Here is a 14032-nt window from a genome sequence, read left to right as displayed (position 1 = left end):
CGGCGGCTCGGTTCGGTCAGTAGGCATCGACTGCCTCCGGCGTCGCGAGGACGGCGGGCTTGAGAGTCTGCGCGCACCACTGCGCGAATCCGGTGGCCGGGCCCGCCTGCGGCGAGCGGTCGACGACCGAGTCCAGGCCCTGGTCCTTGGCGCGCTTCATGTCGACCATGCCCTCGACGAACGCCTCGTTGAGACCGTAGCCGAGCATGGTGGACCGCAGCTCGTCGAGCGGCTGGCGCCGGTAGCGGACCGGACGGCCCAGCTCCTCGGTCATGATGCGAGCCAGGTCGTTGGGCGACAGGTCCTGCGGGCCGAGCACTGGAACATTGCCGACGCCGGTCCAGGAGCGGTCCAGCAGCAGCGCGGCCGCCGTAGCGGCGATGTCGGCGACGGCCACCAGCGGGGCCGGACGGTCCGCGGCGACGGTGTCGGACAAGACGCCGTTCTCGCGGATCGAGTCGGCCTCCTCCAGCAGGTTCTCGTAGAAGGACGGGCAGGCCAGCGCGCGGTAGGCGACGCCGGAGTCGGCGATCAGGTCGTCCATGGCCAGGGAGGCGGTGACCAGCCCGGCGTGGGCGGCCTGCGGGGTGCCGCGGCCGAGCGCCGAGACGCCGACGACATGGCCGACGCCGTGGGCGGCGAACGCCCGCGCGGCCGGGCGGGTGAAGCCGCTGTACGCCTCGTCGGGCGTGACCGAGGCGTCCGGCGGCACCAGCCAGAAAACGGCGTCGGCGCCGGTGAAGGCGCGTTCGGCGGTCGCGGCGTCACCGTGTGAGCCGGTGACCACCTCGATCCGTCCGCGCACGGCCTCGGGGAGCCGGGCGGGATCGCGGACCACGACGCGCAGCTCCTCTCCACGTTCAGGCGCGGCCTCGACCAGCAGCGACAGCAGCCTCCGACCGATGTTCCCGGTGGGGGCGGTAATGACGATCATGAAACCTCACGGTCTGTGTCGGATCGTTGAGCCCCCTCATCGTGCAGACCTGAACCGCATTGCCACAATGGGAACTTCAGCATCCAATCATTGCCTGAAACGGAATAACGCCGGTGACGAGCCCAGCCCCGAACCTCGATGCCAACCTCGCCGTCGCCCTCGACGCCCTGCTGACCGAGCAGAGCGTCACCCGTGCCGCCGCGCGGCTGCGCACCTCCCCCGCGGCGATGAGCCGCACCCTGGCCCGGCTGCGCCGGGTGCTCCAGGATCCGCTCCTGGTCCGGGCGGGCCAGGCGATGGTGCCCACACCCCGCGCCGAGGCGCTGCGGGACGAGGCCGCCGCGGTGGTGCGCCGGCTGGAGGCCCTGCTCACCCCGAGCGGCGAGATCGACCCCGCCGCACTGCGGCGCACCTTCACCGTGCAGGCCTCGGACCTGGCCGGCGCGGCGCTGGCGCCGGGTCTGCTCGACCTCGCCCGGCGGCGGGCACCGGGCGTCTCGCTGCGGGTGCTGGCCGAGGAGTGGGAGGCGGGCCCCGCGCTGCGCGAAGGCCGGATCGATCTGGAGATCGGGGCCATCGACCACGTCGACCCCGAGACCCGGGTCGAAGAACTGGTCACGCTGCGCATGGCGGTCGGTGTCAGGGCCGAGCACCCGCTCGCCGAAGGACCCCTGACGCCTGCCAGGCTGGCCGCGGCCGAGCACGTGGCGGTCAGCCGCCGGGGTCGCTTCACCGGCCCGCTGGACGCGGCCTTGGCCGAGCAAGGGCTCTGCCGGCGGGTCGGCGCCGTCCTGCCCGGACATCTGGCGGCGATGGCGCTGGCCGCGGTCGGCGACGTGGTCTGCCTGGTGCCGACGGCGCTGCCGGGCGAGCCCCCTTCACCACTCAGCGCCACGGCGCACAAGCTGGGACTGCGCCTGCTGGAAATCCCGCTGCCGCTGCCCCCACTGACGATCGGCATGGCCTGGCACCCGCGCCACACCGCCGACGGAGCCCACCAGTGGCTGCGCGGCGCCGTACGCCGGGTACTCCGTCCACCCCGGGAGATATAACCCCCGGCACGGGGCTTGCCGAACCAGCGGGAAAGGCGGTCGTTCAAGGCCTGCTGATCGGCCGGACGCTACCTGCAACCGCACAGCGCTCCAGGTCGTCATCGCCGCCAAATATCCGTCCCCGCACTCGTTGATCCGGACGCGTGAAGCAGTGGTGAAGCCGTCGTGAAGCCGCGATGAAGCCGGCGCCTGTTGGACTGGTCCACGGAGACGGCATCCAAAGAAGGGACCTCCGTGCCAATCGGAAAGAGCGCGGTCAAGAGACTCAGCGTCATGCTGGCCACGGCAGCCGCAGTGGCCGGCGCCTCCGTCGTGGCCAGTGCTCCGGCACACGCCGCGGGCGAATGGTGCAACAATTGGGTCTGCATCGAGACCTACGACACCGGTACCTACCTGGGCCGCGTCGAGTTGAACGTCTGGTCGAGCAGTCTCGGCGGCACCGTCACCGGCCGAGTCTGGACTACCAATGGCTGGAGCGCCAACACCAAACGGGAGACGGTCGGCGCGTTCACCACCTACCGCGACTACGTCTACCCGCAGCGCCGCTTCCCCGCGGGTACGCGGCTCTGCGGTGAGGGGTGGCTGGACGGCCGGAGTGTCGGCCTGCCCTGCGTAACCATCACAGCCTGACCGACGGAGCGCCCGGCCCTGCATCTCTGATGTGCGGGCCGGGCATTCGGCCTGGTAACTGCTTACCCCTTACAAGCGGAAGAAGGACCGCAAGCCGAGGGCAATACGCAAGAACTGTTCAATCGGCATCACGCTGGAAATCCTGATCCTCTGGAGGATGGTTGCGTCCCATGAACATGCTCGCCGTCGGCGTCGGTGCTGCATTTGCCCTTTCCGGGTGTGGGATTGTGGACCGGGCCACCGCTGATGATCATTACGTCAGCGAGACCGACCCGTGCCCTCCAATGAAGTCAGTGGCTCTCGAGTTGCTCGGCTCCGGTGCCCAAGACGACCCGGGAATACTCAAGGGGCAGGATTGCGGCTGGAAGGTGGACACCACTACAGCCAAGCCAACGACACCGCAGGAGATTAGCTGGGGCAAATTTCAAGTGGCGCTCGTTGTATTTCGGGCCGACGGGATGATCAGCGGTGAAAAGCTGGCGAGACTACACCACGAGAAGCTGAACAACGGCAACGGCAGCTTCCTCAAATGCCCGAAGGTGCCCGCCGACTGCCTGTACGAGAGCAATCCTGTTCTTGGCTGGGTAACGGTTCGTGTCCGGGATCGCAACCGGATCGTCGAGGGCAGACTCGAACCTTTGAATGGCGTAGATGCAAAGTTTGCGCTGTACGCGAGCGCCGAGGTGCCACTGTTGGGAAAGGCCCTCGCCGCAGTGCCTTAGAGGTGGGCCTACATCGGAGTCGGCAGCACGATCGGCCCCTGCAAGCGCAGAGCGTCAGGTTCACCCAGGTGACGCGCGGCAACCGCCCCGGGGCTACCCGGTGGGGTCCGAGGCGACGCTCGATCCGAACGCGGACCCGTCCGGTACGCCGTCTCGGCCGGCGAACCAGTTGTCCGCTACCGCGGTCGTGCCGAACAGCGCCCGCCAGGGGATCGCGTGGGCGGCGCCCTGGCCGGCGTGCCCGGGGGCGCCGACCACGACTCGCGCCGCACCGGGCCCGAACGCCAGCGCCGCGCCGAAGCGAGCGCCCGCCCGCGGCTCCCCGCCCAGACCGTCGGTCTCCTGGCTGACGGACCCGTCCACCCGCGGGACGGACCCGACCTGCACCCCGTGCACCCGGCCCGCGTCGGCCAGGTCGCCCAGGTCCTCGCCGGGCGCGCCGATCGCCACCGACACCTCCGGGCCCGGCAGCGACGCCGACTCGATGACTCCGGCGGCCACGCTCGCACCGAATCCGTCGCCGTCCTCGCCGGCCCCCGGCACCCCGGGCGTGTCCTGGTGCACGGCCAGGACCTCGGTGGCCTGCCGGCCGTCATAGCCGAGGACGGTCACCATCCCGGCGTCCGACGCGTCGCCGATGTCCTCGCCGGGCGCCCCGGCGGCGACGCGAACCGGCAGGGCGGGATCCCAGGCCGCCGTGACGCTCGCGCCGAACCGGTCGCCGGGCTCGGCCGCGCCGCTCACTCCGGCGGAGTCCTGGCCGATCCCCATCTCCTCGATCGCCACGACCGGGTCCTCGACGATATGGACCATCCCGGCGTCCTTCTTGTCGGCGACGTCCTCGCCCGGCACCCCGATCACCGCGGTGGGCTTGTCGAACGAGCCCGCCGCCAGCGACGCGCCGAACCGGTCGCCGGCCTCCACGGTGCCGTCGAAGTCCTGCCGGTCCTGGGTCAGCTCCGTGACCCCGCCGACCCGGCCACCGCCGACCGACACGACATGGACGGCGCCCGCGTCGGCCTTGGCCTCGGCGTCGCCCAGGTCCTCGCCCGGCGCGCCGACGAGCACGGTGCCGCTCATCCCGGCCACGGCCGATCCGTATCCGTCGCCCGCCTCGGACCTGTCGGGCACCCCACCGGCGCCCTGCCGCAGGGTGATCGGCGCGGGCTGCCCCTCCCGCCCCGGACCGAAGACCACATGTACCGCGCCGGCGCCCTCGTCCTCGCCGGGCGCGCCGATGATCAGGTCCGCGGCGCCGTTCCGATCGATGTCGGCCACCGAGACCGACGCGCCGAACCGGTCACCGGCCTCGGGCGAATCACCGAGCCCCGCCGAGCCCTGCCGCACCGGCAGCCACCGGTCGCCGCACCACACCTGGACCACGCCGGCCCCGGCCTGCCCGTCGACGGTCGCGGCGGGGTCGCCCACCGCCGCCCGCAACTCGCAGTTCTCGGCCGCCTCGGCGGTCCCGATCGGCACGGGCGCGACGAGCACGGCCGCCGCCACCACTCCCACGATCCTTCGACGTCTGGTCATGAACGCCTCTCCTGCGGGGATTGCCGGTAAAGGTCGCTTCTATGAAGGAGACGCCCGATGACCTTGAACGGATTACCGTGATCTTCCCGCGGCAAACGTGGCCGTTCGGAGCTGATCAACCACTACCAGCGCACCTGATGCATGAGCACCGGCTGCATAAGCTCTGACCTGCGTGGACGATATTTTCGGCACCCACACCGTCGCCGCCCTCAAGTCCTGGCGGCTTCTCCGCAAGCTCCGCTGCTCACCCACCCGAATCACGAGCCTCGTGCAGGCCATCCTCACCCTTCACTATCTGACCAGATGAAGCCGGAACAGGTCAGTACGTTTTGATGGCATATGTGCGGTCGACCAGTTTGGGGTATTTGGACGTGCAGAAGGTCACCGAATACTTGCCAACTTCCATCCAGGGGCCTTTGGTCGTTGTCGTTGCACCAGACTTGTTGGCGCAGACTGCGATGTCTCGGCTTCCCGGCCGGGCGGGATGATGGGCTGGCCAGCGGTGAGGGCGGCGGCGGCATTGGGGCCGGGGTGGATGCGGACGATGCCGCGAATACGGGCGGCGACTTGGTCGACGAGTTCAGGCGGGTGTTTTACCGTGGGCTCCGTACGTCTCGGTGGTGGCCGGAGTGCGGGCTTCGATGAGCGTGCTCGGGGGTGCTTCGCGGAGGACGAGGGGCGGGCCACCCCTCAGGCCGGACGACGCAGCGGGGCACGTAGTCCTGCGCCTTGTCGGAGCACGCCAGGCAGTGCAGGCCCCACTCCCCCGATGCCGTGATCAGGACTTCACGCCTCACTCCGAAACAAGGTCCCCGCGGCTTCGCCGTGGGGACCAGGTTTTTGAAAGGCCAGCCGTCTGGCCGGTCCTCGTGTGGCAGTTCGTTAGTTCTCTCTGAGCGAGGTCATGATCATGCCGGCGCCGATGCTGATCGCTGTCAGGCCTAAGCCGATCAGGAAGAGAGCAAGTGGCGGGGGCATGCCTTCGACGCTGCCGAAGACTCGCTCCCCACCGGGGACGAGACCGCAGACGCCACCAGAAAGAACGGTGGCACCGATGATGTTGCAGATCAAGCCCATGAGACAGTCAGAAATAAGACGCATAATGCCGGACTCCTTTGCGTTGCGTGGCCCCTGTACCTGGTACGCCGGGGCGGTGTGTGGGTTGTGTTGCCGCGCGCCGATGCGCGGACGTCTCGTGATTTGCAGTGCCTGGCCAACCGGCCACGCAACCCAGGGTCCAGGTGCTGTCGGGCTGCGCAGGAACGGTTGAAGTCTCGTAACCGTCTGGCGCGTGTTGCGGGGAGGAGCCGGCCCTGCCGAGGACGTGCCGGTCATGGCACGCCGCAGACTACGGTCCCTCCGAGCCGGGCACGTAGGAAAGGGTGCATCGACAGAATGAATACAGTCGCATGCCCACCGTCCCGCCGTTCGTCGGCTCCGCGGCCGCCGGCGGCCCCGCTCACCTGATCGCATGGGAGCGGGATCCCAGACGACTCGTGGGGCGCATACATCGCCTGGGTGATCCTCGAAGGCGAGGCGTGGAAGGTGAAGTCTGCACGGGTCACCGCCGATGATCTGGATCGGATTGAGGGGCAGCAGTTTGAGCGAGTGCCGCGCCGCCAGGCCTGAGCTGGATTGCAGTGGGGATCTGTCCCCGCGCCGGCCCGGGGTCTCGGCGGCACGGCGGTAGCGGTCCTGCGCTCTGCGATCTCTCGGTTCGCCGGCTTCGAGTTGGGCGAACTCCTCCGCGGTGCCGTTTGGCGAGATTTTCTTCGGGCGCGTGTGATCGTCCAGGGCTGCTCGACGTCACTACCCACGCCGAGCATGGGTGACCCGCCTTCACAGAGGACAGGGTCCACCGTCGGCACCACGCGGACTTCACCTGGGACTAGCGGTACTTCTGGGGGAGCTTGACGCTCGGATAGATCCCGACCGTGAAAGCTCCGGCCGCGGTGGCCTTGAAGCCCTTGAGCTGAAGGGCCCAGGCGATGAAACCGGCGCCGTGGACGTCCAGAGGGGAGAAGGCTGCGGGGCATCCCATCTGGAGTGCGTACCAGGGGTCGATGATGACGGCGTCGGTACCCCAGCTCCCAGAGTCTGCGAGGCTGCCGTTCTGGTCACGGTTGACGAGCACAAAGGTGTGCCCGCTGACCGAGGTCTTGACGACTGTGCAGATCTCGGCAAGAGACCCGGCAGGGAAGTGGCTGCCTTGGGCGACTACGAGGCTGGTGACCACGCTCGCGAAGGCGTCGCACTGGCCGTAGAAATAGGTCCCGTTCAGGCGGGCCAGGCCCCAGGTGAGGTAGTCGGTGCCGGTTGTGGGGCCTGAGTGTAGTTCGTGGAGTTTTTGAGTCGAGGATTTGGCTGGGCCGATATGTGTGGTGTTGATTGGCCAGGGGTTCTGAATGTAGACACCCTGCGCTGCGGAGTTGTCGTATGGGGCAGTGGTCTTCGGCGCCATGGGCGACAGAAGGTAGACACGTTGGAACTCCGCGATGACTTGGAGGGATCCGGGACTGGGCTGCTGGGCTGGGTGCATGATCGCAACCCTCACACCGATCGATCACCTTTGCCAGCCATATTTGGCTTACCTCGCGGTTCCCCGGCTTGCGGCGTGCAGGAGGCCTGGGTCGTGGCCGACCCCGATTGAACTGCCGCCGCAGATTCGAAATCAGATCCCGCTCTCCCGCTGGAAGACGCGGTCCGATCGACGCCCATTTCTCACATCGCCATGCGCCATGATAACTGGACCTATCGGCGCACATGCCACGCAGAAAAGCCTGATGATCTCAACTCCAAACAGGGCCTAGCCCTGGTGGCATCGGGCCCGCCGATCTGGCGGTTACGGCCTGACAGGCAACAAAAGCCTCGACCCCGGACACCGAATTGGCGCAGCGGGCCGAGGCTTTTCCGGGCTTACAGCAAAGTCCACATCGGCCGCGTCCGGCCACGTCGAGTCACGCCCTGTGCCTGTCGGTAAGGACCGTGGCAGCATCAGGCGCGTGCCTCCCGACCGTGACATAGATGTCACCCGCCCGTCCCCCGCCCGCGTGTACGGCTACCTCCTCGGCGGCACCGACAACTACGCGATCGACCGGCAGACCGCTGAGCACGTCCTTCCCCAAACTCCAGAAGCGCGGCGCTCGGCCATGGAGAACCGCCGGTTCCTGATCCGAGCCGTCGAGTACCTGTGCGACCAGGGAGTGCGGCGGTTCCCCGACCTGGGGTCCGGGCTGCCGACGCCGGCGAACGTTCACGAGGTCGCGCAGCGGGCCGGGAACGGGACAAGCGCGTGTGGTGTACGTGGACCGCGACCCCAGCACCCTCACGCACGCGAAGGCGCTTCTTGGGGAGCAGGACCGCACCGGGTACGTGCACGCTGACATCCGGGACCTCTCCGCGGCGATGAGCGCACCAGAGACGCGGCAGCTGCTCGACCTCCGCCAGCCCGTGGCGCTGCTCATGGTCGCCGTCGTGCACTGTCGCCGACGAGGACGACCCGGCCGGGCTGATCCGCCGTTACGTCGACGAACTGGCACCAGGCAGCTACCTGGTGGTGACGTCCGCGTCGAGCACATGGTTCGACGAGCGCACGCGCCAGCTGGCCGACGAGGCGTCCACAAGGTTCCGGTCCCCAATGCATCTACGAACACGAGAAGAGATCACGGGAATGTTCGGCCGACTGCTCCTGGAGCCGCCGGGAGTCGTTCCCTTCAGGAGTGGCCCACGCCAGGCGCCGGCCAGGACCTGGTGGTACCGATGTTCGGCGGGATCGCGAAGATCACAGGGTCTTGAGGCGAGCCGGCAGCGCGACCCACGCGTCCGGTTGGACCGTCAGGAGTGGCCCGTCGGGGTCTTTAGAGTCTCGGGCTGCCACGATCCCGGGCGCCGCAGCGACCTCGACGCACTGTCCTTGGGCGTCGCTGTAGCTGCTCTTACGCCAACGGATCGGAAGGTTTGTCACGGTGCCTGTCCCTCGCCTTTAGAAAAGCCGCTCTCGCGGCGATGGCGGTGAGGGTATCCGGTGCCGGGAGCGCCGACGCGATGAGCCTCTCCCATCCGGCCAGGAACTCCGCCACCTGTGGGTCGTCTTCAACCCACAGATCACCTGCTCGGCATAGACGGCCTCGGGGTCCGCCTGTTCAAGGAACCTGAGGATGGCGAAGAGGCCGCGGGCGGGGGCGGCTCCCGCAGAGAAGGGATGTACCTGCAGTTGTACGTGCGGGAGCTGCGAGACCTTCTGAAGGTGGTTGAGTTGCTCGGCCATCACCAGGTTGCTGCCGACGACGCTGCGGAGCGCGGACTCGGACACTATGGCCCATACGCGGATCGGATCGTCCACGGCCAGGAGGCCTTCCTGCCACTTGTCACCACCAGGCGAGGGAGCCCAGTTCCCTCGCTCGCAGACAACGGTGTGCCCACTGGCTTCAGTCCGACGATCGGGCCGTACCGCGCCGAGCGCGGTACGGCCCGATCAGCACCGCAGTGTTCTCACGGCACCCGGTTCAGGATGAACACCGGAATCCGGCGCGCGGTCCTGGCTTGGTACATGCCGGCCGTAGGCGCTTCCGCGACCAACTCGGGCCAGAAGTCGGCGCGGGCGGCGTCGTCGAGTTCGGCGGCCTCCGCGACGAAGGCCTCAGTGCCCATTTCGATGGTGACCCGGGGATGGGCCTTGAGGTTGTGATACCAGGCCGGATGGGTGGGCGAGCCCCCGTTCGAGGCGATGACGGCGATGCCGCCGTCCGGCCGGCGCGAGCAGGCCAGTGGCGTGACCCGCTCGATCCCCGACCGGGCCCCGATGTGGTGCAGGAGGAGCATCGGCGTGCCCGACAGCGAGCCGCCGACGTATCCCCCGTTCGCCCGGAACTCCTCGATGACCCTGGCGTCGAGGTCGTTCACCCGGCTGAACCGTAGACGAGGCTCACCAGGCCGTCCGGCAACTGCTCGACCTTCAGGAGCTCCAGTCCGTGCCGCTGCTCCGTCCCCGAGAAGAGGGCCTTTCCCTTCCCGGCGATGAGCGGGTAGACGATGAGGCGGAGTTCGTCCACCAGCCCGGCGTCGATCAGGCCGGCGGTGATCTGAGCGCCGCCCATCAGGTAGATGTCCTTGCCGGGGTGTTCCTTGAGCGCGGCGATCTCGTCGAGGCCGCGCAGAAACGAGGTGTTCGGCCACTGCGCCGACTTCATGGTGCTCGACAGCACGTAGTGCGGGGTCCGCGCGGCGAAGCGCGCCCACTCAAGCTCACCCGGCGTGGGCGGCCGGCCAGTGATCCAGTGGTCCCCCTCGGGCTCGTTCTGGATCGCGGTCCAGTACGACTCGTAGCCTGGGTACATCCCCGCGCCGAGCAGGCACGCGTCCACCTGGGCGGTCAGGTCGTAGTCGTCGGACCACGCCGCCACCCAGTCCGCGTACCCCTCCGGGCCTTCCGTCTTGCCGTCGACGGAGATCTTCATCGCTGCGATGAGCTTGCGCATGTCACGCCTCCTGGCGTTCGTTGGTAGGTCACCCCACCGACGAACGGCCGCCGGAGAAATCGACAGCCCACCGGACAGACTTCAGCGGGCCCTGAGCTCGGCTCGCCGGGGACGTGGGCGTCGTGGCAGTGACCGCGGCGCACGACTTCTAACAACCTCCGTGTTTCTCAATATCTGAGTGCCTGGCTCGCGGCGACATCTCGCTCACCCACGAGTGCCTGTAGGAGCCGGCACGCAGGCCGCGCACCTGCGCGACCTGCTCGGGGGCACCGACGTGCGATACCTGCTCGAGCCGGACGGCCTTCGCGGCGAGGCGGTCTCCCTCGCCGACGGCGACCAGGTCGCCGCGCAGGCCGACCACCGCGATGCACGCGCCGGCCAAGCGCGGTTCCGCACTGTTGACTGCGCCAAGTACCACTAACCCGGGCAGAGATTGTCCAGCGGTCGGGAGGCTCGGTGGCGTGTCGGAGCTGCGACGGGCGTTGATGGAGGGCCGGGCGAGTACCCATCGGCTCGGAGGAGGCGACCGAGCACGGCGAGCAGCTCACTCTCGTCGGCGAACGCGTCCTGGACCCGTCCGCTCGTCCTATCAACGACCCGGCTCGCCCGACCCGCTGATCTGCGCAAACGCAGAGCGCTCTTGGGGTCGCCGTGAAAGGCGCCTCCCTAGGCTGGCAGAAGCCGCAGCGTATAAGGGAGGTTCCGATGACAACCGGTGTCGCGTTTCTGAAGTGGACAGAGCAGGGCGTAAAGAACTACCGGGACACGCTCGACCGCTACGAGCAGGCCACGAAGACGGCAGGCGAGCACGGCGTGCAGTTCAAGGACATCTACTGGACTCCGGGCGGTCCCTACGACATCGTCTGCGTCATGGAAGCCGGCGAGGAGAAGGAACTCGCGTCGTTCATCCTGTCCATGGAGTCGATGGGCAACCTGCGCGGCACCTGGTGCGACGCATACGGCCCCGACCAGATGCGAGAGATCATCCAGGCCAACCGCTGACCGACCGGCTCTCCCAGCTCATCCAAGGACGCCCTGATCGAGGTCGGCGACCCGGCAGCGTGCGCCGACCGGCTGCTCGGCTTGGCGCTTGAGCATGCCGGCCGGGACAACGTCACCGTGATCGTCATGGACGCAGTCGACTGAGCTCGACCGAGTGAATGCAGCCCCGGCGCATACCGGGGCCTGCTGCGTTGTGGGGGGAGCCGGAGACCGCCTCACCTGAACGTCGAAGGGCTCACCGAGACCGTGTTCGACCAGGGCCCCACGTCGTAACAGCCAGCAGGCGGACGCCACATCACAGCGCCTGCCTGCCCTTCAACAAGGTAGTCCGGCTATGGCAACGCGTACTTGTGACGGTGCAGAGACGCATCACACGGCATGGGCAGCTGGTGACGTACTGCTGAGCCGCTCGAGCTTGGCGGCGGGGAGTGCGGGTGCGCATGAACGCCTCTAAGACCTGCGTGGCGTGGGTGGCCTGGTCGGGAGCATCTTGGACGATCTGTTCCAGTGCCAGCACTCCGCCAAAGCGGACGTACATCTCGTCTGAGCGCAATCGCTCCAGGCTTTGACGAAACAGTCGGTCACCTGTCCGCGGTGGGTCAGCCGGTAGCTGCGCGCGCTGTAGAGCAGACCAATCAGCACGATGATCCCGCCGCCGACCGACACCACAAGGAGGCGGGCGTTGTGCCGGTCCTTCGGGTCGGTCAGTTGCATCCGGTCGGGCATCTTCCACAACACCACCGTGTACCCCGCCAACCCCAACAGAGCCGTCGCCGCAGCACGCCCCTTTCGTCCTGACGCATGCCGCCACGCCCATCGTGTCGCCTTTCCCGTCCGTGATAGTCCGTGCCGGAGCCGCCTCACGAATCACCCCGTTGTCCTGGTCCCGCTGTTGACGGAGGTTGACGGTAGGTAGTCCCGCCGCCGGCCGCTAGGAGTGTGTGGAGATCGGCCCATTGCGGTCAGGCTTCGGTCAGTGGGAGTCCAGCACGCGCGCATGTGGAGCCGGCCCGCCGAACCATTCCTTTTAGCTGTGAACGCGACCGCTTCTCCATCAACCTGGCCGCACTGCTGGAAGCGACGAAGACCCTCGCCCCTGAGTCCCTGCCGACGGGCCGCTATACCGCCAGCAGATCGACGCACTGGCGCGCTGGGCCAACGACCCGGCCAAGGCAAAGTGAAGCCCACCGGGTTCGGCGGTCTGCCACCAGTGCGGGACACCGACCGCCCGGCGGCACAGCCGATACCCTGGCGGCTTCACGATCTGACCGTTGATGCCTCGCAGGCGCTCCCCCGCAACACGTCAAGATCACCATCCACTCACCCCTGGGATAGCCAACCGTTAGGTATCAGCACGAACTCAGCACGGGGCTGGGTGACAACGGGAACGATCGGGTTTGACGGGCATTCGGGGACGGGGGCGCAGGTCGCAGCCGGGTGCCATTGGTGGGGCCGGGATTGTGGTGGTGGTACCGCTGACCTGCGGGGACGTTAGCGGACGGGCAGAGTCGAGTGGGGCGCCACCGCTTCCCGGGATGATCGGGAGCGCATCGCCGAGTTCGTTGAGACTCTCGCGGACGGAAGTTGGGTGGGGCGCTGGTACCGCGATCCCGCGCAGGAGCGGCTCAGCGTCCAGTCGAACCCGCACCAGTACATGCCAGCGCCAGAGTGGACGCAGGTTGAACCGGCCGAGGGCCTGGTCGTGTCGATGCAGATCGAGGTGCAGCCTGACGCGGCCGAACTGCGCGCGGAGTTGTGGGTCGAGGAGATCCGGATCACGAGGGTCCGAGGAAGGACCGAGGACGGCCTGGGGCTACGGCTGCCGCCTGAGCAGATCCCCTAGCGTGGGACGCCGGTTGGATCACAGCCGGTCGAGGAGGTCTTTCTTCTTGGCCTCGAACTCCTCGTCGGTAACGACGCCCGCTTCGCGGAGTTCCCCGAGCTGTTTCAGCAGAGCCATGACCTGCTCGGGTGTGGTGGCCTGCACCGCAGGGGCGCCATGCAAGGTGCCGGGCTGTTCGGCCGGCAGGGCAGGCTGCGGCTGACCGCCGGTGTTGAACCCGCCCGGGATTTGCGGGAGCTGGGACGGCGCGGTCTGTTCGAACCGGTGAGTGCCGAGGTCGCGGGCCTCATCGACCTGCCGTTGATGTGCGGCGGCCCGGACCTGGTGGACAGTCTGGTTGATCAGGTCCCGGACCTGGACAGGTTCCACGATCGAGTCGAGCACAGCGGTTTCGTGTTGCCCGGTCGGCCGGATGATGTGGACGAGCACGTTCCCGACCTTCTGGGTCTTCTGGATCAGGGTCTGGGAGACGTCGACGTCCTGAATGTTGATCAGAGGGATCTGTTCCTGCCTGGTAGCGCCGATCCCGCCGGTCTCGAAGTACAGGTAGTGGGTGGTGAGCCGGTAGTGGAGAGTGAAACGTCCGCCGGTGGCGCGGGCGGTGACGTTGCGGGACTCGCCTTCCCAGATGATCTGTTCGTGGCCGGAGTGGACGGTCATCGGCTTTGCCTTCGCGGTCGGCGCCCGGCGGGGGTAGGCGGCGTGGACTCGAAGGTAAAGGCTACGAGGAGTGCCCTGCTGGGAGGCGGTGAGTTGCCGGTTGCGGACGGTGGGTTGACAGTTCAACCGGTGGCAGGAGCTGGCGACACTAGAGTGATGGTCCTGCTTGGCTGGTA

Annotated in this window: 16 protein-coding genes and 2 pseudogenes; 9 read left to right on the top strand and 9 right to left on the bottom strand. The window is 68.0% G+C overall.

Annotated features, from left to right (window positions below; genetic code table 11):
* Positions 1-16 precede the first annotated feature (16 nt).
* Positions 17-934, bottom strand: coding sequence for an NAD(P)H-binding protein (locus tag ACQPXG_RS21175; protein WP_433469423.1), 918 nt, complete (start codon positions 932-934; stop codon positions 17-19).
* A 113-nt stretch (positions 935-1047) separates the two neighbouring features.
* Between ACQPXG_RS21175 and ACQPXG_RS21170 the strand changes: the two genes are divergently transcribed.
* The 3 genes from ACQPXG_RS21170 (at position 1048) to ACQPXG_RS21160 (ending at position 3338) form a co-directional block, all read left to right on the top strand.
* Positions 1048-1986, top strand: coding sequence for a LysR family transcriptional regulator (locus ACQPXG_RS21170; RefSeq protein WP_433469422.1), 939 nt, complete (start codon positions 1048-1050; stop codon positions 1984-1986).
* Positions 1987-2259: 273 nt separating this feature from the next.
* Entirely contained in the window at positions 2260-2616 is a 357-nt protein-coding gene (locus ACQPXG_RS21165; protein ID WP_433469421.1) for a hypothetical protein, read from the top strand.
* A gap of 170 nt (positions 2617-2786) precedes the next feature.
* Complete coding sequence (locus ACQPXG_RS21160; RefSeq protein ID WP_433469420.1) at positions 2787-3338, top strand: hypothetical protein; 552 nt, start codon at positions 2787-2789, stop codon at positions 3336-3338.
* 93 nt (positions 3339-3431) lie between these two features.
* Here the strand turns inward: ACQPXG_RS21160 and ACQPXG_RS21155 are convergent, their stop codons facing one another.
* Positions 3432-4874 (bottom strand): FG-GAP repeat protein, encoded by a 1443-nt coding sequence (locus ACQPXG_RS21155; protein ID WP_433469419.1) that lies wholly within the window; start codon positions 4872-4874, stop codon positions 3432-3434.
* Between the two features lie 199 nt (positions 4875-5073).
* Here ACQPXG_RS21155 and ACQPXG_RS21150 point away from each other — a divergent pair.
* A pseudogene (locus ACQPXG_RS21150) lies at positions 5074-5181 on the top strand (IS5/IS1182 family transposase); the annotation flags it as partial.
* A gap of 575 nt (positions 5182-5756) precedes the next feature.
* Here ACQPXG_RS21150 and ACQPXG_RS21145 read toward each other — a convergent pair.
* The gene (locus ACQPXG_RS21145; protein ID WP_433469418.1) at positions 5757-5975 is read right to left on the bottom strand and encodes a hypothetical protein; all 219 of its coding nucleotides are present in this window, start codon (positions 5973-5975) and stop codon (positions 5757-5759) included.
* 787 nt (positions 5976-6762) lie between these two features.
* Positions 6763-7335, bottom strand: a complete 573-nt coding sequence (locus ACQPXG_RS21140) for a hypothetical protein (protein ID WP_433469417.1) — start codon at positions 7333-7335, stop codon at positions 6763-6765.
* Positions 7336-7840: 505 nt separating this feature from the next.
* Here ACQPXG_RS21140 and ACQPXG_RS21135 point away from each other — a divergent pair.
* Together ACQPXG_RS21135 and ACQPXG_RS21130 are read left to right on the top strand one after the other, a co-directional pair.
* Positions 7841-8257, top strand: coding sequence for an SAM-dependent methyltransferase (locus tag ACQPXG_RS21135; protein ID WP_433469416.1), 417 nt, complete (start codon positions 7841-7843; stop codon positions 8255-8257).
* Positions 8169-8580, top strand: a pseudogene (locus tag ACQPXG_RS21130) (SAM-dependent methyltransferase); the annotation flags it as partial. The gene ACQPXG_RS21135 and the pseudogene ACQPXG_RS21130, both read left to right, overlap by 89 nt.
* 75 nt (positions 8581-8655) lie before the next feature.
* Here ACQPXG_RS21130 and ACQPXG_RS21125 read toward each other — a convergent pair.
* From ACQPXG_RS21125 to ACQPXG_RS21110, 4 genes are all read right to left on the bottom strand, one after another.
* Positions 8656-8838: a DUF397 domain-containing protein gene (locus ACQPXG_RS21125; RefSeq protein ID WP_433469415.1), complete on the bottom strand. Its 183-nt coding sequence runs from the start codon at positions 8836-8838 to the stop codon at positions 8656-8658.
* Between the two features lie 18 nt (positions 8839-8856).
* Positions 8857-9216 (bottom strand): Scr1 family TA system antitoxin-like transcriptional regulator, encoded by a 360-nt coding sequence (locus ACQPXG_RS21120; RefSeq protein WP_433469414.1) that lies wholly within the window; start codon positions 9214-9216, stop codon positions 8857-8859.
* Between the two features lie 149 nt (positions 9217-9365).
* Positions 9366-9776, bottom strand: a complete 411-nt coding sequence (locus ACQPXG_RS21115) for a nitroreductase/quinone reductase family protein (RefSeq protein ID WP_433469413.1) — start codon at positions 9774-9776, stop codon at positions 9366-9368.
* Positions 9773-10351: a dihydrofolate reductase family protein gene (locus ACQPXG_RS21110; protein ID WP_433469412.1), complete on the bottom strand. Its 579-nt coding sequence runs from the start codon at positions 10349-10351 to the stop codon at positions 9773-9775. Before ACQPXG_RS21110 ends, ACQPXG_RS21115 begins: the two co-directional genes overlap by 4 nt.
* Before the next feature lie 214 nt (positions 10352-10565).
* Between ACQPXG_RS21110 and ACQPXG_RS21105 the strand changes: the two genes are divergently transcribed.
* The 3 genes from ACQPXG_RS21105 to ACQPXG_RS21095 all read left to right on the top strand — a co-directional run bounded on the left by ACQPXG_RS21105 (position 10566) and on the right by ACQPXG_RS21095 (position 13196).
* The gene (locus ACQPXG_RS21105; protein WP_433469411.1) at positions 10566-10772 is read left to right on the top strand and encodes a hypothetical protein; all 207 of its coding nucleotides are present in this window, start codon (positions 10566-10568) and stop codon (positions 10770-10772) included.
* A 284-nt stretch (positions 10773-11056) separates the two neighbouring features.
* Complete coding sequence (locus tag ACQPXG_RS21100) at positions 11057-11353, top strand: GYD domain-containing protein (RefSeq protein WP_433469410.1); 297 nt, start codon at positions 11057-11059, stop codon at positions 11351-11353.
* Positions 11354-12941: 1588 nt separating this feature from the next.
* Positions 12942-13196 (top strand): hypothetical protein, encoded by a 255-nt coding sequence (locus ACQPXG_RS21095; protein WP_433469409.1) that lies wholly within the window; start codon positions 12942-12944, stop codon positions 13194-13196.
* Positions 13197-13214: 18 nt separating this feature from the next.
* Here the strand turns inward: ACQPXG_RS21095 and ACQPXG_RS21090 are convergent, their stop codons facing one another.
* Positions 13215-13856 (bottom strand): SHOCT domain-containing protein, encoded by a 642-nt coding sequence (locus ACQPXG_RS21090; protein ID WP_433469408.1) that lies wholly within the window; start codon positions 13854-13856, stop codon positions 13215-13217.
* Positions 13857-14032 lie beyond the last annotated feature (176 nt).

The sequence above is a fragment of the Spirillospora sp. CA-128828 genome (genome assembly GCF_050945415.1).
In the GTDB taxonomy this organism is placed as follows: domain Bacteria; phylum Actinomycetota; class Actinomycetes; order Streptosporangiales; family Streptosporangiaceae; genus Spirillospora.
Note: the sequence above shows the minus strand (reverse complement) of the source record. Positions and strands in the feature narration are given on the sequence as shown.